General features: G+C 51.3%; 20 protein-coding genes and 1 pseudogene. 9 read left to right on the plus strand and 12 right to left on the minus strand.

Annotated features, from left to right (window positions below):
- Nucleotides 1-169 precede the first annotated feature (169 nt).
- Nucleotides 170-817 (plus strand): riboflavin synthase, encoded by a 648-nt coding sequence (locus OGV57_RS05300; protein WP_003029220.1) that lies wholly within the window; start codon nt 170-172, stop codon nt 815-817.
- 41 nt (nt 818-858) lie between these two features.
- On the opposite strand, the gene cfa is transcribed toward OGV57_RS05300, so the two are convergent.
- Together cfa and punC are read right to left on the minus strand one after the other, a co-directional pair.
- Nucleotides 859-2,007: a cyclopropane fatty acyl phospholipid synthase gene (gene cfa / locus OGV57_RS05305; RefSeq protein WP_003029219.1), complete on the minus strand. Its 1,149-nt coding sequence runs from the start codon at nt 2,005-2,007 to the stop codon at nt 859-861.
- Nucleotides 2,008-2,296: 289 nt separating this feature from the next.
- Nucleotides 2,297-3,502: a purine nucleoside transporter PunC gene (gene punC, locus OGV57_RS05310; RefSeq protein WP_054528352.1), complete on the minus strand. Its 1,206-nt coding sequence runs from the start codon at nt 3,500-3,502 to the stop codon at nt 2,297-2,299.
- A gap of 113 nt (nt 3,503-3,615) precedes the next feature.
- Here punC and punR point away from each other — a divergent pair, with 113 nt between their 5' ends.
- Nucleotides 3,616-4,548, plus strand: coding sequence for a DNA-binding transcriptional activator PunR (punR, locus tag OGV57_RS05315; protein ID WP_003029215.1), 933 nt, complete (start codon nt 3,616-3,618; stop codon nt 4,546-4,548).
- On the opposite strand, the gene purR is transcribed toward punR, so the two are convergent.
- The gene (purR, locus tag OGV57_RS05320; RefSeq protein ID WP_003029211.1) at nt 4,545-5,570 is read right to left on the minus strand and encodes an HTH-type transcriptional repressor PurR; all 1,026 of its coding nucleotides are present in this window, start codon (nt 5,568-5,570) and stop codon (nt 4,545-4,547) included. The two genes, punR and purR, sit on opposite strands and share 4 nt — an antisense overlap.
- Before the next feature lie 297 nt (nt 5,571-5,867).
- Between purR and cydH the strand changes: the two genes are divergently transcribed.
- Both cydH and OGV57_RS05330 read left to right on the plus strand, forming a co-directional pair.
- A complete protein-coding gene (gene cydH / locus OGV57_RS05325) occupies nt 5,868-5,957 on the plus strand; it encodes a cytochrome bd-I accessory subunit CydH (protein ID WP_003029209.1) in 90 nt (29 codons plus the stop codon).
- 176 nt (nt 5,958-6,133) lie between these two features.
- On the plus strand, nt 6,134-7,303 hold the full coding sequence (locus OGV57_RS05330; RefSeq protein ID WP_044699907.1) for an MFS transporter: 1,170 nt from the start codon (nt 6,134-6,136) through the stop codon (nt 7,301-7,303).
- 39 nt (nt 7,304-7,342) lie between these two features.
- On the opposite strand, the gene sodB is transcribed toward OGV57_RS05330, so the two are convergent.
- Together sodB and OGV57_RS05340 are read right to left on the minus strand one after the other, a co-directional pair.
- Nucleotides 7,343-7,924: a superoxide dismutase [Fe] gene (sodB, locus tag OGV57_RS05335; protein WP_003029205.1), complete on the minus strand. Its 582-nt coding sequence runs from the start codon at nt 7,922-7,924 to the stop codon at nt 7,343-7,345.
- A gap of 127 nt (nt 7,925-8,051) precedes the next feature.
- Nucleotides 8,052-8,882: a C40 family peptidase gene (locus OGV57_RS05340; protein ID WP_054528353.1), complete on the minus strand. Its 831-nt coding sequence runs from the start codon at nt 8,880-8,882 to the stop codon at nt 8,052-8,054.
- Nucleotides 8,883-9,216: 334 nt separating this feature from the next.
- Here OGV57_RS05340 and grxD point away from each other — a divergent pair, with 334 nt between their 5' ends.
- Nucleotides 9,217-9,564 carry a monothiol glutaredoxin 4 gene (gene grxD / locus OGV57_RS05345; protein WP_003832760.1) on the plus strand — a complete coding sequence of 116 codons (348 nt, stop codon included), beginning with the start codon at nt 9,217-9,219 and terminating at the stop codon, nt 9,562-9,564.
- Nucleotides 9,565-9,617: 53 nt separating this feature from the next.
- On the opposite strand, the gene rnt is transcribed toward grxD, so the two are convergent.
- The 4 genes from rnt to OGV57_RS05365 all read right to left on the minus strand — a co-directional run bounded on the left by rnt (nt 9,618) and on the right by OGV57_RS05365 (nt 12,617).
- On the minus strand, nt 9,618-10,265 hold the full coding sequence (rnt, locus tag OGV57_RS05350) for a ribonuclease T (RefSeq protein WP_003029200.1): 648 nt from the start codon (nt 10,263-10,265) through the stop codon (nt 9,618-9,620).
- Between the two features lie 95 nt (nt 10,266-10,360).
- Complete coding sequence (gene gloA / locus OGV57_RS05355; protein WP_003029198.1) at nt 10,361-10,768, minus strand: lactoylglutathione lyase; 408 nt, start codon at nt 10,766-10,768, stop codon at nt 10,361-10,363.
- A 97-nt stretch (nt 10,769-10,865) separates the two neighbouring features.
- Nucleotides 10,866-11,963: an alkene reductase gene (locus OGV57_RS05360; RefSeq protein WP_003029197.1), complete on the minus strand. Its 1,098-nt coding sequence runs from the start codon at nt 11,961-11,963 to the stop codon at nt 10,866-10,868.
- A gap of 54 nt (nt 11,964-12,017) precedes the next feature.
- On the minus strand, nt 12,018-12,617 hold the full coding sequence (locus OGV57_RS05365; protein ID WP_032935837.1) for a TetR/AcrR family transcriptional regulator: 600 nt from the start codon (nt 12,615-12,617) through the stop codon (nt 12,018-12,020).
- 101 nt (nt 12,618-12,718) lie between these two features.
- Between OGV57_RS05365 and OGV57_RS05370 the strand changes: the two genes are divergently transcribed.
- The 3 genes from OGV57_RS05370 (at nt 12,719) to sodC (ending at nt 14,510) form a co-directional block, all read left to right on the plus strand.
- Entirely contained in the window at nt 12,719-12,958 is a 240-nt protein-coding gene (locus tag OGV57_RS05370; protein ID WP_003029191.1) for a DUF1289 domain-containing protein, read from the plus strand.
- A 49-nt stretch (nt 12,959-13,007) separates the two neighbouring features.
- Nucleotides 13,008-13,904, plus strand: coding sequence for an aldo/keto reductase (locus tag OGV57_RS05375; protein WP_003029189.1), 897 nt, complete (start codon nt 13,008-13,010; stop codon nt 13,902-13,904).
- An 81-nt stretch (nt 13,905-13,985) separates the two neighbouring features.
- Nucleotides 13,986-14,510 (plus strand): superoxide dismutase [Cu-Zn] SodC, encoded by a 525-nt coding sequence (gene sodC / locus OGV57_RS05380; RefSeq protein ID WP_003029187.1) that lies wholly within the window; start codon nt 13,986-13,988, stop codon nt 14,508-14,510.
- Here the strand turns inward: sodC and OGV57_RS05385 are convergent.
- From OGV57_RS05385 to OGV57_RS05395, 3 genes and pseudogenes are all read right to left on the minus strand, one after another.
- Nucleotides 14,486-16,526, minus strand: a pseudogene (locus tag OGV57_RS05385) (FUSC family protein). The gene sodC and the pseudogene OGV57_RS05385 sit on opposite strands and share 25 nt — an antisense overlap.
- Complete coding sequence (locus tag OGV57_RS05390; RefSeq protein WP_003836440.1) at nt 16,523-17,386, minus strand: efflux RND transporter periplasmic adaptor subunit; 864 nt, start codon at nt 17,384-17,386, stop codon at nt 16,523-16,525. Before OGV57_RS05390 ends, OGV57_RS05385 begins: the two are co-directional and overlap by 4 nt.
- 2 nt (nt 17,387-17,388) lie before the next feature.
- Entirely contained in the window at nt 17,389-17,625 is a 237-nt protein-coding gene (locus tag OGV57_RS05395; RefSeq protein WP_003029180.1) for a DUF1656 domain-containing protein, read from the minus strand.
- A 192-nt stretch (nt 17,626-17,817) separates the two neighbouring features.
- Between OGV57_RS05395 and slyA the strand changes: the two genes are divergently transcribed.
- Nucleotides 17,818-18,258 carry a transcriptional regulator SlyA gene (gene slyA, locus OGV57_RS05400; protein ID WP_019076732.1) on the plus strand — a complete coding sequence of 147 codons (441 nt, stop codon included), beginning with the start codon at nt 17,818-17,820 and terminating at the stop codon, nt 18,256-18,258.
- The last annotated feature ends 15 nt before the right edge of the window (nt 18,259-18,273 follow it).

The following is an 18,273-nucleotide window of genomic DNA, read 5'->3' on the forward strand; positions in this document are numbered from 1 at the left end:
TATATGGCAGCAAGGAGAAAAAGCAGGGGAAATTTCAGTCTATTGTAGCGAGGAATACGTAATTCTCCAGTGAAAAAACAGGCAGGCGCGGCGCATTGCTGGCAACCTGAATTTCCACCTGCTATTGTGCTGTGCAGAGATGTCTTAATTGAGTTCAGGAGTAGGGAGTATGTTTACGGGTATTGTGCAGGGCACCGCAAAATTGGTGTCCATTGATGAAAAACCAAATTTTCGTACGCATGTTGTGGAGTTGCCTGAATATATGCTGGATGCGCTGGAGACCGGCGCATCGGTTGCCCACAATGGGTGCTGCCTGACGGTCACCGAAATTAACGGGAACCAGATAAGCTTTGACCTGATGAAAGAAACGCTGCGTATCACCAATCTGGGCGAACTGAAGGTCGGTGATTTGGTTAACGTTGAGCGTGCGGCAAAATTCAGTGATGAGATTGGCGGACATTTAATGTCGGGCCATATTATGACCACTGCCGAAGTGTCGAAAATTCTGACCTCGGAGAATAACCGCCAGGTGTGGTTTAAAGTCCAGGACCCGTCGCTGATGAAATATATCCTGTACAAAGGATTTATTGGTATTGACGGTATCAGTCTGACGGTCGGTGAAGTGACGCCGACGCGTTTCTGTGTACACTTGATCCCGGAAACGCTGGAGCGTACGACGCTTGGCAAGAAAAAGCTGGGCGCAAGGGTTAATATCGAAATCGATCCCCAAACGCAGGCGGTGGTTGATACTGTTGAGCGTGTGCTGGCGGCGCGTGAAAGCGCCATCAGCAACATAACGGGAGAAGCGGGAGCCTAAGCCTGAGAGTTAAGCCCTCGTTGATACGGGGGCGATAACGATTAACGGGGAACGCGCAGGCCGTGTTCAACGCCGCGAGAAAAAACCACCTGCCATAACTGAATATCGCGAGCTCGAAACGCTCCGGCACAAGCGTTCAGATAATAGCTGAACATCCGTTTGAAACGTTCGGTATAGTTATCGGCGATTTCAGGCCAGGAGTTAATGAAACGTTCGTGCCAGGCCATCAGCGTCGTGTCGTAATCCGCGCCAAAATTATGCCAGTCTTCCATTACAAAATGTGGCTCGCTGGCGTTGGCAATCTGGCGAACTGATGGTAAACAGCCGTTCGGGAAGATATATTTATTGATCCACGGATCAACGTTATTGTCGGTCTTTTTGGAGCCGATGCTATGCAGTAAAAAGAGACCATCCGGTTTTAAATTGCGATCGACCACGTCAAAATAGGTGGCGTAGTTTTTCGGCCCTACATGCTCAAACATGCCGACGGAAACAATACGATCGAATTTGTCATTCAGGTCACGATAATCCTGCAGCAAAATTGTGACATCAAGCCCCGCACACCGTGACTGCGCCATTTTCTGCTGTTCTGCCGAAATGGTTACACCCACCACGCTGACGCCATATTCTGATGCCATAAACTGGGATAAGCCGCCCCAGCCGCAGCCTATATCGAGCACCCGCATCCCTGGCTTCAACTGCAGCTTTTCAGCAATCATTTTTAGCTTCGCCTGCTGGGCAGATTCCAGGGTATCGGCATCTTTCCAGTAGGCGCAGGAATACTGCATATAGGGGTCCAGCATGCGAGTAAAGAGATCGTTGCCTAAATCGTAATGTTCTTTGCCGACAACCCATGCACGCTTTTTGGTCTGCAAATTGAACAAGCGAGCAGCGGCAATTCGTAACGTATCTTTGAAGTGGCGGGGGAGTTGGTTTTCAAGACCGGCGCGTAGGACTTTACTAAAAAACATATCCAGCCGGTCGCATTCCCACCAGCCATCCATATAACTTTCACCTAACCCTAACGATCCTTCCTGCAATACTCGTTTGAAAAAATCGGGGTTCTTTACGCGAATATCCGCCGGTGCCGGGCCATTAATGGTAATGCCTGCACGGCTCAATAATTCATTGGTGATGCGGTACCAGTCATCATCCGGTACGCTGACGTCTTCTATACACGATGAACTCATAGCTTCTCCATCACTGGTCGGTGATCAGAACCTTAAAACAGCGTAGACGCTTTTTTGGGCTTTGTGAGAAATCTCACGGAATTAATCCGTGAATCTATAATCCGACGTAGAACAGAGGAAGGGAGGAACCCTTGCCGAAAAGACCATCCGTGGGAATACGGGAACATTCTTGTTCCCGTTAACACATAAAAATTATCGTTTTTTTAACATCCGGAAATCAGTATAGGCCTGAATTTTTGACGATTCAACTGATAATTCTTAGCGGGCTAATAATTGCCCGCGACAATTATTACTGAGACTCTCCGTGGGCAATTTGCGCGCGGTCATCTGTTTGCGGGGCGTCAGTTTTCTGCGATTGCATTTTGTAACCCACAGCAGCCAGCAATACCGTGGTCAGCATAACGCTGGTAGTGGTGAGCAGCGGGGTAGCAATCAACCAGGAAACGACAAGGCTTGCCAGGAAGCATAAACCCAGTTGTAGCGTATTCTGCAATGCGGCAGCGCGTCCAGTGGCCTGTGGGAAAGGGCGTAATGCCTGGGCGACAACGATAGGGTAGATTGCGCCGTTCGCAATCGCCATAACGCAGAATGGGATCAGGATTTCAGCCAATGCGACATGATGAATAAAGCCGGTCGCCCAGGTGCCTACAACGCTGAAGGCATACAGAATGAGTAACCAGGGCAGCAGCTGACGACCCTGCCATTTTTGCAGCGCAGCACGACAGCCGTAACCACCGATTAAAAAGGCGATAGTTTGCGGAACATAGCTCAGACCAATTACCGCTGGGCTATAACCCATTTCGCTAAGGATGAACGGGGAACCCGTCAGCCATGCAAAAAAGCTCGCGGAACAGGCGGCATAAATCAGCACGTTTCCACGGTAAGTTTTCGAGCGCAGCAAGGTGGTGAAAGTCAGTTTATCCTGGCTGTCATCGCGTGCTTTAGCTGTAGGCTTTAAACGCAGCGCCGGAAGCATCAGAATCAGAGTAATGGCGAATAGGGTGGCAAAAATGGCCTGCCAGGAAAAATGTACTAGGATCCAACTACCTAATAACGGGGCGAGGGCAGGTGATAACCCGACCAGCGGCATAATGGTGGCAAAGATGCGGTTTACTTTTTGTGAAGGATAATAGTCGGTAACCAGCGCTTGCCAGATAACCGATGCTGCACAGACGCCAACGGCCTGAACAAATCGCAGAACCAGCAGGCCTGTGGCGTTTTCAACCCACAGCATGCCCAGACTGCCCAGTGCGAAAATAGATAAACCCAGCAGCAAAATAGGCTTGCGACCATAGTGGTCAGAGAGCGGTCCCCACAGCAGTTGTGCGACGGCAAAACCGGCTAAGAACAAGCTCAGGCTAGCGCTGACGGCAGATGCAGGCGTTTGCAGATCGGACTGAATTGCGGCGAAGGCGGGCAGATACATATCTGTTGCCAGAAAGCCGAGCACGCTAAGGCCCGCTAGCCAGACTAAAAACCCTTTCCCAGGTTGCATCATTATTTCTCTTTTTTTAGCAATAGAACAATGCCGCTGAGTGTAGTGAGTGTAATTCTCGCTGTGAAACGTTAATATTTGCTTACTGATTTCAAAATTTTTGCAGGCAGAATATGTGGTCGGAATATTCACTTGAAGTGGTTGATGCGGTTGCGCGTAACGGTAGCTTTAGTTCAGCCGCACAGGAGCTACACCGTGTACCTTCGGCGGTAAGCTACACTGTGCGCCAACTGGAAGAGTGGCTGGCGGTACCACTTTTTGAGCGACGCCATCGGGATGTGGAATTAACGCCTGCCGGGGCATGGTTTTTAAAAGAAGGTCGCTCTGTTATCAAAAAAATGCAGATCACGCGCCAGCAATGCCAGCAAATTGCCAACGGCTGGCGCGGACAGCTGGCGATCGCAGTCGATAACATTGTCCGCCCGGATCGTACCCGACAGATGATCGTGGATTTTTACCGTCACTTTGATGATGTGGAGTTGTTAGTTTTTCAGGAAGTGTTTAACGGCGTATGGGACGCGCTGTCCGATGGACGCGTGGAGCTGGCCATCGGCGCCACACAGGCGATTCCGGTAGGGGGGCGCTATACCTTCCGCGATATGGGAATGCTGAGCTGGAGCTGCGTGGTAGCCAGCCATCATCCACTGGCATCAATGCCCGGACCGCTAAGTGATGATACGTTGCGCAACTGGCCGTCACTGGTGCGCGAAGATACCTCCCGTACACTGCCAAAGCGTATTACCTGGCTGCTGGATAACCAAAAACGCGTCGTGGTGCCTGACTGGGAATCATCCGCTACCTGCTTATCAGCAGGGCTGTGTGTTGGCATGGTACCGACGCATTTTGCCAAGCCGTGGATCGATAGCGGCAAGTGGGTTGCGCTGCAACTGGAGAACCCCTTTCCTGATGCTGCATGCTGTCTGACATGGCAGCAGAACGATACGTCACCGGCATTGAGTTGGCTGCTGGACTATTTAGGGGATAGTGAAACGTTGAACAAGGAATGGCTGCGGGAGCCAGATGAGACTCCCGCACAACAGGCTTAACGGCGGTAATCTCGGAACGGACCGTCGGCAACGGAGCGACGCTCAACCAGACGTGGATGCACCTCGATAGACTGTGACTCTTCACGTTTATTCACGATACGGTCTAACAGCATGTTGAAGGCCGTTTCACCTAGTGAATCCTTCGGCTGGTGAATGGTCGTTAAGGCCGGCGTGAAGAAGCGGGCGTTGCGCACGTTGTCGTAGCCGATGAGTGAGACATCCTGTGGTACGCGCAGACCCATTTCGTCAGCGGCGCACAGCGCACCCATCGCCATAATATCGCCACCGCAGAAGACAGCGGTCGGACGATGCGATTGCGACAGAATTTGCTGCATGGCGCGATAGCCGGACTCAGGCTCGAAATCGCCCTGGACAATCCAGTTATCAGGCACTTTAATCAGCGCTTCTTCCATCGCTTTCATAAAGCCCGCCAGACGCCCGGCCCCGGTATTACGTTCCATTGGACCTGGGATCACGCCAATTTCACGATGACCGCGTTCTACCAGATACCGACCCGCCATGTAACCGCCTTCGAAGGCGTTATCAATGACCGTATCGGTAAAGTCGGCTTTAGCTTCGCCCCAGTCCATGACGACCATCGGAATATGGCGATACTCTTCGAGCATCGAAAGCAGCGACTCCGGATACTCAGAACACATCACCAGCAGACCATCAACGCGCTTTTGCGCCATCATCGACAGATAGGCCTGCTGCTTTTCGAGACTGTTCCATGCGTTACCCAGAATCAGCGTATAGCCTTTCTGGAAACAGTTTTTCTCCACGGCTTCGATAATTTCTGCGAAATAGGCCGCTTCGCTGCTGGTCGCCAGCAAGCCAATAGACTTGGTGTGATTCACCTTCAGGCTGCGGGCAACTGCGCTCGGAGAATAGTGCAGTTCTTTGATCGCTGCCCAGACAGCATTACGCGTTTCTTCCGCGACAAAGCGCGTCTTGTTAATTACGTGTGATACGGTTGTAGTGGAAACGTTTGCTCGCTTCGCTACATCTTTAATTGTTGCCATTACATCTCACTCCAGACCATATCCTAAGCTCCTGAGAATACTCCAGGTAAACGTTTGCCTTTACACACCCTTAGCGCAACGTAAGGGTTGCGGCACGCCGGGAAAACGACACGGAACGTCAGGAAGGGGTCAATGGCCGGTACGCTAATCAAGTAAGCGTGGAATTTTGTCTGATCTTAACGAAAAGGGGAAGAGTTAAAAGCAGTTATCAATATAAATCGTGAGAGATTTTTGCTTTCAAGTGTGTAAAAATGCGCAATATCACTTTTTGTGTGGGAATAAAAAGGAGAAAACTTGATGAGCACCGATCTGAAATTTTCGTTAGTGACTACCATTATTGTTCTGGGTTTGATCGTCGCGGGTGGCCTGACCGCAGCGCTGCATTGATTTCCCCCGAGGGAGTTAGCTCTCCCTCACTCTTTCCGCTCGTCTATCTCTTCTATTGTTTGCGAATTAGCAAAAGTCTTTTGCAATTTTGTTAACTTTATTAATTTTGCGATCAATGTCATGCTTTTGACTCTTATTTTATGTCGCGCCACGGCTCGACGTTACGGAGTCGCAATATGAAACTCAATTATCCTTTACTGGCGCTGGCGATCGGAGCGTTTGGCATTGGCACCACCGAATTTTCGCCAATGGGATTATTGCCCGTCATAGCCAAAGGTGTGGATGTCTCGATTCCGGCGGCCGGCATGCTGATCAGCGCCTATGCGGTAGGTGTGATGGTAGGTGCACCGCTGATGACATTGCTGCTGTCTCATCGCGCGCGACGTAATGCTTTGATATTCCTGATGGCGATTTTCACGCTGGGTAATGTGCTTTCTGCTATCTCGCCGGATTACACCACGCTAATGCTATCGCGTATTTTGACCAGTCTTAACCATGGGGCCTTTTTTGGTCTCGGTTCAGTGGTTGCTGCCAGTGTTGTACCCAAACATAAGCAGGCCAGCGCCGTAGCAACGATGTTTATGGGGTTAACCATCGCCAATATTGGCGGCGTTCCGGCGACGACATGGCTTGGTGAAACCATCGGCTGGCGCATGTCATTTATGGCCACTGCGGGTCTGGGCGTCATTGCTATGGTCAGCCTGTTCTTCTCCTTACCCAAGGGGGGAGCGGGAGAGCGCCCGGATGTTCGCAGCGAACTGGCGGTACTTATGCGCCCACAGGTGTTGTCGGCGTTACTGACTACCGTACTGGGTGCTGGGGCGATGTTCACGCTTTATACCTACATCTCGCCGGTTCTGCATACTATCACTCATGCCACTCCGGCATTTGTTACCGGGATGCTGGTGTTGATAGGCATTGGTTTCTCGATCGGTAACTACTTTGGTGGCAAGTTTGCTGACCGTTCAGTCAACGGTACGTTGAAAGGCTTTTTACTGCTGCTGATGGTTATTATGCTGGCCATTCCTTTCCTTGCGAGTAATGAGCTGGGGGCGGCGATCAGTATGGTGGTCTGGGGCGCGGCGACGTTCGCGGTCGTTCCACCGTTGCAGATGCGTGTGATGCGCGTTGCCAGTGAAGCACCTGGATTATCATCGTCAGTCAATATTGGCGCGTTTAATCTGGGGAACGCTCTGGGTGCAGCGGCCGGTGGGGCGGTGATATCAGGCGGCCTGGGCTACAGTTTTGTGCCAGTGATGGGGGCGATTGTGGCGGGTCTTGCGCTGCTGCTGGTGTTTATTTCCGCAAGAAGACAGCCAGAAGAGGCTTTCACGACCACGAATTAATGCAAAAACGCAGAAGGAAGCCCTTCTGCGTTATCTTTTTTATGCTGCGAAGTTCTTCGCAACAAATTCCCAGTTCACCAGCGCCCAGAAATGTTCCAGGTAGCCAGGACGGGCATTGCGATAGTCGATGTAGTAGGCGTGTTCCCATACGTCAACGGTCATCAGCGGCGTCGCGTCGGTGGTCAGCGGAGTACCTGCGTTGGAGGTGGAGACGATAGCCAGTTTGCCATCAGTTCCTTTAACCAGCCAGGTCCAACCAGAACCGAAGTTTTTGATAGCGGCATCGGTAAACTGCGCTTTGAAATCTGCAAAGCTGCCAAAGGAGGCGGCAATAGCATCGGCCAGTTTACCGGTTGGTTCGCCACCTGCGTTCGGTGCCAGGCAGTTCCAGTAGAACGTGTGGTTCCATACTTGTGCTGCGTTATTGAATACACCGCCTTCAGAGCTACGAACGATCTCTTCCAGTGATTTGCCTTCAAACGCCGTGCCTTTAATCAGATTGTTCAGATTGGTCACGTAGGTTTGATGGTGTTTGCCATAGTGATATTCCAGCGTTTCGGCAGAAATGTGCGGTGCCAGAGCATCTTTGGCATACGGTAATGCAGGTAATTCAAACGACATTGCTTCTCTCCTTATTATTTATATTGAGTACACACAATAGCCTCATTGTGAGTAAGGATAGGGTAGCAAATTGAAAGGTTATGCAAAAGAAGAACTTACCCTACAGCATGTTCTGTAGGGTAAGTTTTTAGCGAATTGTTTTTGGCGTCATTACCCGACGAGCGCCCACATAGTGGCGCTGCCAGTAATCTTCGCTCAGAGAGGTGATTTGAATTTCCTGCCCGCTACGCGGTGACTGAATAAACTTACCGTTTCCGACGTAGACGCCGACGTGATCGGCCGTTCCGCGACCCTGGGTACGAAAGAAGACCAGATCGCCATTTTTCAGTTCGCCACGTTCAATCGGTGCGGCATCACGCAGATGATACATTTCGTTCGCGGTACGCGGAATGCGGAACTTCACCAGATCTTTATAGGCGTAATAAACCAGACCGCTGCAGTCAAACCCGGTTCTTGGCGAGGAACCGCCCCAACGATAAGGTTTACCGATTTGGTTCATCAAAGTGGACATAGCGGTTTTAGTCGCTTTCTGCACTTTCACTTTATGGGCGTCAGCAAGCGTAGTTGGTGCAGTGGTTTTCACCTTCACGCAGCGTGGTTTATGACCTTTGCGCGGTGTGCATTTTTCAGTCCAGGTAACGGCTGCGGTTTGTGCTACGGCAGTTTTACCACGACGATTTGCAGTTTTAGTCGACTTTGCCGGAGTGGCAGTGCGTTTTTTAGAAGAGGAAGCGGTTTTGGTGCTGGTTTTACTGGTGGTTTTTGTCGCCGTTTTCTTGCTGGTCTTTGTTGTTTTTTGGCTGGTTGTTGCGCTTTTCTTTTTATCTACCGTTTTGATGGTGTGAGAATTGGTAGGTGTCACCCTGGCTTGCTTGGAAGCATGAGCCATAGGCGTAAAGGGCAGTGTAGTAAAAAGTAAAGCACAGAGCGTGATCGAGATTCGGTTTATCCGCGCCACTGAGCAGTCCTCTGGTAAGGCAGGTCTATCGTGCCTGCGTGTGATTTTCAAAACTTGACGATTCTAATCTATAGAAAGAGGGAAAGTTAATAGCTTTTTTTGTTTAAAACTATGTTTCGTAACCGACCGCAAAAAAAAACATCAATTAACGTTGGAGTTGGTGAACAGATAATCAAAACCACATGTTTGAAGGGGATAAGTGAGATTATGAATGCAACTTTTAGCGTCAGGGGATAAAATAATAACGCGTAATGAAAATGTTATTTTCCGTTGCCTGTCTGACCCGTTACAATGTCAGACTACTGCCGTAAAAGAAGTTTAAGGAAGCAAGATAATGAGCACCACTATCGAAAAAATCCAGCGCCAGATCGCTGAAAACCCGATTCTCCTGTACATGAAAGGTTCTCCTAAACTGCCAAGCTGCGGTTTCTCCGCTCAGGCTGTGCAGGCGCTGTCAGCCTGTGGTGAACGCTTTGCTTACGTTGATATTCTGCAGAACCCGGATATTCGCGCCGAACTGCCGAAATACGCAAACTGGCCAACTTTCCCACAACTGTGGGTTGATGGTGAGCTGGTTGGCGGTTGTGACATTTTGATCGAAATGTACCAGCGCGGTGAGTTGCAGCAGCTGATTAAAGAAACAGCTGCGAAATACAAAACCGAAGAGCCGGACGCTGAGTAATATCAGCAGAAGTAAAAAAGCGACCTGAAATGGTCGCTTTTTTTATGTCGCCGTTACGCTTCTTCAGGCACGGGAAGAGGCCAACCACCGAGACGTTTCCAGCGGTTAACGATTTCGCAAAACAGCACGGCCGTACGTTCGGTGTCATACAGTGCCGAGTGTGCCTGATTCCCGTCAAACTCCATTCCCGCCGCCAGACACGCTTTTGACAACACCGTTTGCCCCAATGACAGACCGCTTAATGCCGCCGTATCAAAGGTGACAAACGGATGAAACGGATTACGTTTCAGCGAGGCGCGTTCTGCCGCTGCCATCATGAAACTGTGGTCGAACGTAGCGTTATGCGCCACCATGATTGCCCGATTGCAGCCGCTGTCTTTAATGCCTTTACGCACCATTTTGAAGATGGCATGCAGAGCGTCATATTCGCTGACCGCGCCGCGTAGCGGATTGTTCGGGTCAATACCGTTAAAGGCGAGGGCCTCCGGCTGCAGATTCGCGCCTTCAAACGGCTCTACGTGGAAATGCAACGTCGTGTCCGGCATCAGCCAGCCTTGTTCATCCATTTTCAGTGTGATGGCTGCAATCTCAAGCAGCGCATCGGTTTTGGCATTGAACCCTGCGGTTTCGACATCAATGACGACAGGATAAAAACCACGAAAACGGTCACACAGACCGGAAAGTTGAGCGTTATCGGACATCTGGGTCTCTTAATACGGGAAAATTGCAGCGCGTATTATGGCAAAATGATGAGTATAAAACTACGGGCACAGACGATCTGCGCCCGAGGGGGAAGTTAGTCGCCCAGGCCGCGCCCGGCGTCTTTCTCTTCGATCAGCTCAATTTTATAGCCGTCCGGATCTTCAACGAACGCAATCACTGTGGTGCCGCCTTTTACCGGACCCGCTTCACGCGTTACGTTACCGCCATTCTGGCGAATACGTTCACAGGCTTCAGCCGCGTTGTCTACGCTCAGGGCGATATGGCCATAGGCAGTACCCAGCTCATACTTGTCGACACCCCAGTTATAGGTCAGTTCGATTACGGCTTCACTGGTTTCAGGACCGTAGCCGACAAAAGCCAGAGAGTACTTGTATTCAGGGTTTTCGCTGGTACGCAGCAGCTTCATGCCCAGCACGTTGGTATAAAACTCGATGGAACGCTGCAGGTCACCCACGCGCAGCATGGTATGGAGTAAACGCATTTTTTTCCCCTTCGAAAATGGCTAATACATTCAAAATGTTGTTTTAGTATAGCGGCGTTGTTACGCCGCTATCAATGGCAGAACGGAGATTGTGACGTTAGAGGGTAGGATAGTCGGTGTAACCTTCCGCGCCGCCGCCGTAGAAGCTCTCGGCACGTTGTGGGTTCAGCTCCGCTTTGCGTTGCAGACGCGCCACCAGATCCGGGTTAGCAATATAGGCACGACCAAAAGCCACGGCGTCGATCAGACCTTTCTCGATCAGCGCTTCTGCCTTTTCAGGGGTGTAGGCACCAGCACCAATGATAGGACCGTGGAAGCGCGCGCGAACTTTTTCGCGGAACGCATCGGAATACGGCTCGCCACCGGCCCAGTCCGGCTCAGACATGTGCAGGTAAGCGATTCCACGCTTGCCCAATTGTTCAATCAGATACAGCGCATCGGCTTCTTCGTTCGGACCGTTGTCAACGTTCTGGAATGAGCCAATCGGGGAGACGCGAATACCAATACGATCGGCACCCCATTCTTTAATACCGGCATCAACCACTTCCAGCACAAGACGCGCACGATTTTCGACGCTACCGCCGTATTGATCGGTACGCTGATTAGAGGTTGGCGACAGGAACTGGTGCAGCAGGTAGCCGTGGGCAGAGTGCAGTTCAACCATGTCGAAACCCGCTTCGCGCGCGTTGGCTATCGCCTGACGGAAGTCATTAACGATGCCCGGAATCTCTTCGGTTTCCAGCGCACGTGGCATTGAGGTATCGGCACGCGTTGCCAGGCCGTTTTCATCGCGCAGCGAGGTGCGGGTTCCAGCACTGATCGCGGAAGGTGCAACTGGAGCTTGACCATTTGGCTGCAGACTGGCGTGAGAGATGCGTCCGGTGTGCCACAACTGGACAGCAATATGACCTTGCTCAGCGTGTACGGCAGCGGTGATTTTCTTCCATGCGGCAATTTGCGCTTCGCTGTGTAAGCCGGGTGCTCCGGCATAACCTTTCGCCTGTGCGGAAATCTGCGTCGCTTCGCTGATAATAAGACCCGCGCTAGCGCGTTGACGGTAATACTCGGCCATCAGCGGAGTAGGGATGTCGCCAGGCTCAATACTGCGCAGACGCGTCAGTGGCGCCATGAATACGCGGTTTGCTGCCGTAATGGCACCCACTTTCAGTGGGGAAAACAGTTTTTCAGATGACATGTGGCACTCCTGAATAGACCGGTCGTCTAGTAATAAGGGAAATAAAAACGCCTGTTAAACGACAGGCGTTGTGATGATGTTTTTAACGTGCGCCAGCGCATTTTCCAGCGGAGTGGCGCTACGAGAAATCTTGGCCTGCAGGTTGGCGCCAAGCCACAGCGCATACAGTACCTGCGCCTGCTGTAACGGCTCGCCAACAAAAGACAGGCAATGGCTGGCCTGACCTTTCTCCAGCGCCTGCGCTAACAGCACAATAATGTGCCGCGCGCCTTTATCCATCGCTGTGCGCATATCTTCTGACAGATCGCACACTTCGGCAGACAGTTTTACAGTTAAACAGCCGCTAATAATGCCGTGCTGGCTAAACTGGTTCAGGGTTTCCTGATAGTAGGCCAGAATGCGGTCGCGGTAGTTTCCCGCACCCGTATCAAAGTGTGTAGCCAGTCGCTGATGATAGGCCGCGTAGTGGCGTTCCAGCATCGCGACACCGAACGCTTCTTTAGAGCGAAAGTAATGATAAAACGAACCTTTGGGTACTTCAGCGGTTTTCAGTAGTTCGCTTAAACCCATGCCGGTGAAGCCGCGCTGCATACACAGCAGTTCGCCAGTCGCCAGCAGATGTTCGCGTGTATCGTGTTCAGTGATTTTGTTCATGAAAAGGAGTGTAATAGACCAGTCGGTCTAATGCAATAGCGCTTGCGAGAAATTCAGTTAACGTCTTCAATAAGTATATCAATCTTACTAAAGGAGGGGATGTGGCCGAACAGCTGGAGTTTTTCCCCGTCCAGAGCCCATGCCGTGGAATATGTCAGTCTGACGAACGCGGATTTTGCCGTGGCTGTTTTCGCAGTCGGGATGAGCGTTTTAACTGGCAAAAGATGAGCGATGCCCAAAAGCAGGAAGTGCTACGGCTTTGTCGTCAGCGCCTGATGCGTAAATTACGTGCGAACAAAGCCAACCCTTCGGAAGAACCGCAACAACCTTCACTCTTTTAAAAGCGTAATTGCGTATACTCGAGGCACATTCACTTAAAAGGAAGCTGCTATGGTTCAGCGTATTACTATTGCGCCGCAAGGCCCGGAATTTTCTCGCTTTGTGATGGGGTACTGGCGCCTGATGGACTGGAATATGTCCGCGCGCCAGCTAGTCAGCTTTATTGAAGAGCATCTGGATCTGGGCGTGACCACCGTCGATCACGCCGATATCTACGGTGGATATCAGTGTGAAGCGGCGTTTGGTGAGGCTATGAAACTGGCTCCCCATTTGCGTGAAAAAATGCAGATTGTGACCAAATGCGGGATCGCGACGACGGCGCGCGCGGAAAATGCGCTGGGCCATTACATTACCGACAGCGCGCATATTATTGCCAGTGCGGAAGAATCGCTGAAGCTGCTGGCGACCGATCATATTGATCTGTTGCTGATCCACCGCCCCGATCCGCTTATGGATGCTGACGACGTCGCCGACGCTTTCAAAAAATTGCACCACAGTGGCAAAGTGCGTCACTTTGGTGTCTCTAATTTCACCCCGGCACAGTTCTCATTGTTGCAATCGCGTCTGCCGTTTACGCTGGCGACCAACCAGGTTGAAATCTCTCCGGTACATCAGCCGCTCCTGCTGGATGGCACTTTAGATCAACTGCAGCAGTTGCGTATTCGTCCAATGGCCTGGTCCTGCCTCGGCGGCGGTCGCTTGTTTAATGACGATGCGTTCCAGCCATTACGAAATGAACTTGCCGCGATCGCAGAAGAGCTAAACGCGCAGTCTATTGAACAGGTGGTGTACGCCTGGATTTTACGTTTGCCGTCTCAGCCGCTGCCGATTATAGGCTCAGGAAAAATAGAGCGCGTACGCGCCGCCATTGAGTCTGAGACGCTGAACATGTCTCGCCAGCAATGGTTCCGCATTCGTAAAGCTGCACTGGGTTACGACGTACCTTAATCGTGTTTTTGGTGCATCTCCGTTCAAAATTGCGTCACTGGTTTACACTTAACAATCAGACACCTTTTGGACGGAGGTCTTATGAAGCGTTTGAGTTTGGCCATCATCACTCTACTCGCCTGTGCAGGTGCGCAGGCTGCCATTGAAGAAAAAGTGACGATGAATCTGGTCACGTCGCAAGGCGTTGGCCAGGCGATTGGTACGGTCACTATTGCTGAAACCGCAAAGGGGCTGGAGTTTTCGCCCGATCTGAAAGCGTTGCCGCCGGGAGAACATGGCTTCCACGTGCATATGAACGGCAGCTGCCAACCGGCGATTAAAGAAGGGAAAGCCTCAGCCGCGGAATCGGCTGGAGGCCATTATGATCCGCACCAAACCGGCAAACACGAAGGCCCGGAAGGCGCAGGTCATATGGGTGACCTGCCGCTGCTGGTGGTGAATAACGACGGAAACGCCACAACACCGGTCATTGCGCCGCGCCTCAAAACGCTCGATGAGGTTAAAGGCAAAGCGCTGATGATCCATGTGGGCGGCGATAATATGTCCGATCAACCGAAACCGCTTGGCGGTGGCGGAGCGCGCTACGCCTGTGGTGTTATCAAATAATCAACTACTGAGAGTGCCCGGCGGTGGCGCCTGTTCGAGTTGTGAGAGCGAGCAGTGTAGCCGCCAGATCAATGCCGATAACTCCTGTGCAGCAGGTTGATGATGGTGGGCAAGCGCATCGCAAATGCGTTGTAGCTCACTCAGCGTGGCATTCAGTGGTCGTTGCTGGACGCCACGTTCGCTCATTACATCGCGCAGCAGAGAGATACACACGTCCCTGACGCGAGCCAGCGGATCCGAACGCGCCTCCCAGGTGCGCAGTTGCCACACTACGTGCGAGCAGTTCAGCAATACGACCCCCCAACGTAATAACCAGCGTCGAGCCAGCGCATCCTGACTGCTGCTGAGCTGGCTGACGTGATGATAGGTCAGCGATTCAAATTCGTTTTCACTGAGTGATGGGTGTCGGCTGAGCTGATCGACAAAATCTCGGCGCAGGGCGCGAATATGGCGGCGACTTTTCCGTGCATCCGAACCGGGCCGCAGAATGGCGAAGGCCAGCCATGACAGCGCCACACCAGTGATTTTCGCCATATTGTCATTCAGGAAATCAGCAAAATCATATACCGGCGGATTGGTCACCGCGATAAACGAACCCATAAATACAATCAGTTGCCCCCAAAGACCTGCCAGCGCTGGCATTTGCAGCTTTAACAGTTGCATGGTGGCGAGTAGCGGGAAGAGAAAGAGAATGAATTGCCAGAGGTCGGAAATTTGCACCATCAGGCCAAACTTAACCACAAAGCTAAACAGCGACAGCAAAACCAGCGTGCGCATCAGCAAAGAAAGCGACTTGAACGGCGTGGCAACGGCGGAATACAGCACACTGCTGATGGCGGCGAGCGTGAGGGCGCCAGAGCCTGATTCCCATTGTGCGCCAATGCTCCATGCGCCGATAAGCATCAAAGTACAGAACGTACGTAACCCGCTCCAGATAGCTTCCGCATTATCGGTATGACGGGCAAGCCCCGGCGTGCGGACGATATTAATACGCTCGGCGGTAACGCCATTTTCCAGTAAATGCAGATAATGACTGCTGCGCAGGTAGAGCCGACAAAAATAACGCAGTCGTTGCCAGAAGGCGACGTGTCGATAGTCGCGTGCATCGACGGGTCGCAGTGGGGCAATAATACGTGCGACGGTGTAGCTATTAGCATTGGATTTTATCAGTTCGCTGAGCAACTGCTCGATAATTTCCCGGGTATTGGACGGGGGATTAGGCCAGTTCAGCAGCATCCTGCGCAGACTGGAAATCACGCTGGTCATCCTTAACTGCTGATGCAACAGTGAATTGAGCAAAGCATTTTGTCGGCGAAAACGGTAGTGGCTCCAGAACGCCTGAATACGCAGCAGGTTCATGGTAAGAATCTGACCGATAACACTTTCATGGGCTGTGCGAATGGCGTCCGTGGTTTCTGGTTGCCAGAGTAGGCTGGCATGTTCCAGTAAACGTGAATGCATGTTTTTCAATGCAGTCAGTAACGTGATGCCATCGGAGGTGCTGGGCAGGATCATCATCATCACACCGCCACACAAGATACCGACGATGACTTCGCACACGCGTGCCTGCGCGATATCCCATAACTGCGTAATTTCCACGGTATTGACCATGGGAAACGCAATGATTGCCGCCGTATAACCCGCCAGTTGAAAGGCGTAGGCAACGTTATTGGTGAAATGCGCACAGGCCCAGGTACAAAAACCGATCCACACCGACATGCTCAGCAAGAACAACCACGGCTCATTAAGGGTATGACCGGCAATAATCAATGCGGCGGTGGCACCCAGTAAGCTCCCCGCCACGCGACCCAGACTTTTGCTGATAACCCCGCCAACGGTGGGAAAACTGACCACCGCCGCTGAGGTCATCGCCCAATAGGGTTCGTCCAGATTCAGATAATAAGCAAAAGTTAACGCCAGACACATCGCAATGGTGTTACGCAGCGCATAACGCCACTGTGCCGCCGTGGCTTTAAACCACGGCAAATTGCCAGGTGTCAGGCGGGGTAGTTTCATTTACGCTGGCCGATGGATACGCTGCAGGTTGTACCTGATACCAGCGTGACATCCCGCGGCAGGGCGTCGAATTCGATGCGTACCGGGATACGCTGCGCCAGACGCACCCACGGCACGTTGGGCTTGATATCTGGAATCAGGCCGGAATCACTTTCCACACTTTGATCGTAGATAGCACGACCAATACTGGAAACGTGACCCTGTAACTTTATATCACCGCTGTAGAGCGTGATGAGGGCAGGTGCACCTTCGCGAATGTGGCGCAACTTAGTTTCTTCAAAATACCCCATTACATAAAAAGAGTGACTGTCGACGAGAGCAAACAGAGGTTTTCCGGTTGAAGCGTAGTCTCCGGGACGGGTTGAAAGATTGGTGACCCAGCCCGCTACGGGGGCTTTGACCACCGTTTGCGTCAATTGCCACTGTGCCTGACGCAGACTGGCCTCTGCTGCTTCAACACTCGCCTGCATGGCTTTCACGTTGAGATTTGCGGTATCCAGATCCTCGGCTGAGATGTAATTTTGCGATAAATGACGGCGGCGGTTGGCTTCGTTATTGGCTTTCGCCAGGTCAGACTGCGCTTTTGCAAGTTGCGCTTGCGCATTCAGTTCAGCAATGTGAAATGGTGTCTTGTCGATAATAAAAAGGACATCGCCTTTATTCACAAACTGGTTATCTTTTATATAGAGTTCGCTAATGCTACCTGACACCTGTGGTGTAATGCTGACCTGCTCAGCTCGCACTTTGCCATCACGTGTCCAGGGCGATTGCATATAGTAATTCCACATCCACCATCCGGCGAAAACTGCGATTGCAGCGACTATAATAGTGGAGAAGTATTTAACGGTTTTAAGCGACATAATCACCACGCTATCAGCATAACAAAGGCCAGACATACGCAAAGCGTAAAGAGTGACAGATCCATTAACAAGGGATGCCAGATTTCGCCAGAGTAAATCCAGTCGCGCAGTAGGCGATGAACAACCAACCAGAGAATAAAGCCTGCTACAATCGCCTTGAAAACAGGAGGGAAGTAGACAGATGCGCCGATCATTAAATCTTGTAGGGGCAATCCTGTTGCATTAAACATAAACTTCACGGGCAAAATCCTTGGCGGAAGAGAGCATTGCTATAGGTTTAGCAAAAAAGAGACAATGAGTCTCCGTAACGCATGATGTCTGAAAAAATGTCAGCCGGTAAGCAAATTTGGCAATACATTTGTTTTGGGAATACAAATGCTGCACACTATTCTAAAATCAGCACAATAACTTAGCAAGCTAATTATAAGGAGATGAAATTGGAATCGCCATTAGGTTCTGATCTGGCACGGTTGGTGCGCATTTGGCGTGCTCTGATTGACCATCGCCTGAAACCTCTGGAGTTGACGCAGACGCATTGGGTTACGCTGCACAACATTCATCAGTTGCCGCCGGATCAATCGCAGATTCAGTTGGCTAAAGCGATTGGCATCGAGCAACCTTCGTTGGTACGTACGCTTGACCAGTTAGAGGAAAAGGGACTCATTTCACGACAGACTTGCGCCAGCGATCGTCGGGCAAAGAGAATTAAACTGACAGAAAAAGCAGAGCCGCTGATCGCTGATATGGAAGCGGTTATCAACAAGACGCGTGGAGAAATTTTGGAAGGGATTTCAGCTGAGGAAATTGATCTGCTGATTAAACTGGTCGCCAGGCTGGAACACAATATTATTGAGCTGCAGTCACAGGGCTGAAGCAACAAATGACGT

The sequence above is a fragment of the Citrobacter sp. Cf087 genome, from assembly GCF_030334285.1.
In the GTDB taxonomy this organism is placed as follows: Bacteria; Pseudomonadota; Gammaproteobacteria; order Enterobacterales; family Enterobacteriaceae; genus Citrobacter; species Citrobacter freundii.

What these genes read in the sequence shown, in the direction of transcription:
- cydH (WP_003029209.1), top strand. Translation starts at nt 5,868, where the DNA reads ATGAGCACCGATCTGAAATTTTCGTTAGTGACTACCATTATTGTTCTG.
- OGV57_RS05390 (WP_003836440.1), bottom strand. Translation starts at nt 17,386, where the DNA reads ATGTCGCTTAAAACCGTTAAATACTTCTCCACTATTATAGTCGCTGCA.
- cfa (WP_003029219.1), bottom strand. Translation starts at nt 2,007, where the DNA reads ATGAGTTCATCGTGTATAGAAGACGTCAGCGTACCGGATGATGACTGG.
- slyA (WP_019076732.1), top strand. Translation starts at nt 17,818, where the DNA reads ATGAAATTGGAATCGCCATTAGGTTCTGATCTGGCACGGTTGGTGCGC.
- punR (WP_003029215.1), top strand. Translation starts at nt 3,616, where the DNA reads ATGTGGTCGGAATATTCACTTGAAGTGGTTGATGCGGTTGCGCGTAAC.
- OGV57_RS05300 (WP_003029220.1), top strand. Translation starts at nt 170, where the DNA reads ATGTTTACGGGTATTGTGCAGGGCACCGCAAAATTGGTGTCCATTGAT.
- OGV57_RS05360 (WP_003029197.1), bottom strand. Translation starts at nt 11,963, where the DNA reads ATGTCATCTGAAAAACTGTTTTCCCCACTGAAAGTGGGTGCCATTACG.
- sodC (WP_003029187.1), top strand. Translation starts at nt 13,986, where the DNA reads ATGAAGCGTTTGAGTTTGGCCATCATCACTCTACTCGCCTGTGCAGGT.
- OGV57_RS05375 (WP_003029189.1), top strand. Translation starts at nt 13,008, where the DNA reads ATGGTTCAGCGTATTACTATTGCGCCGCAAGGCCCGGAATTTTCTCGC.
- OGV57_RS05365 (WP_032935837.1), bottom strand. Translation starts at nt 12,617, where the DNA reads ATGAACAAAATCACTGAACACGATACACGCGAACATCTGCTGGCGACT.
- gloA (WP_003029198.1), bottom strand. Translation starts at nt 10,768, where the DNA reads ATGCGTTTACTCCATACCATGCTGCGCGTGGGTGACCTGCAGCGTTCC.
- OGV57_RS05330 (WP_044699907.1), top strand. Translation starts at nt 6,134, where the DNA reads ATGAAACTCAATTATCCTTTACTGGCGCTGGCGATCGGAGCGTTTGGC.
- rnt (WP_003029200.1), bottom strand. Translation starts at nt 10,265, where the DNA reads ATGTCCGATAACGCTCAACTTTCCGGTCTGTGTGACCGTTTTCGTGGT.
- purR (WP_003029211.1), bottom strand. Translation starts at nt 5,570, where the DNA reads ATGGCAACAATTAAAGATGTAGCGAAGCGAGCAAACGTTTCCACTACA.
- punC (WP_054528352.1), bottom strand. Translation starts at nt 3,502, where the DNA reads ATGCAACCTGGGAAAGGGTTTTTAGTCTGGCTAGCGGGCCTTAGCGTG.
- sodB (WP_003029205.1), bottom strand. Translation starts at nt 7,924, where the DNA reads ATGTCGTTTGAATTACCTGCATTACCGTATGCCAAAGATGCTCTGGCA.
- grxD (WP_003832760.1), top strand. Translation starts at nt 9,217, where the DNA reads ATGAGCACCACTATCGAAAAAATCCAGCGCCAGATCGCTGAAAACCCG.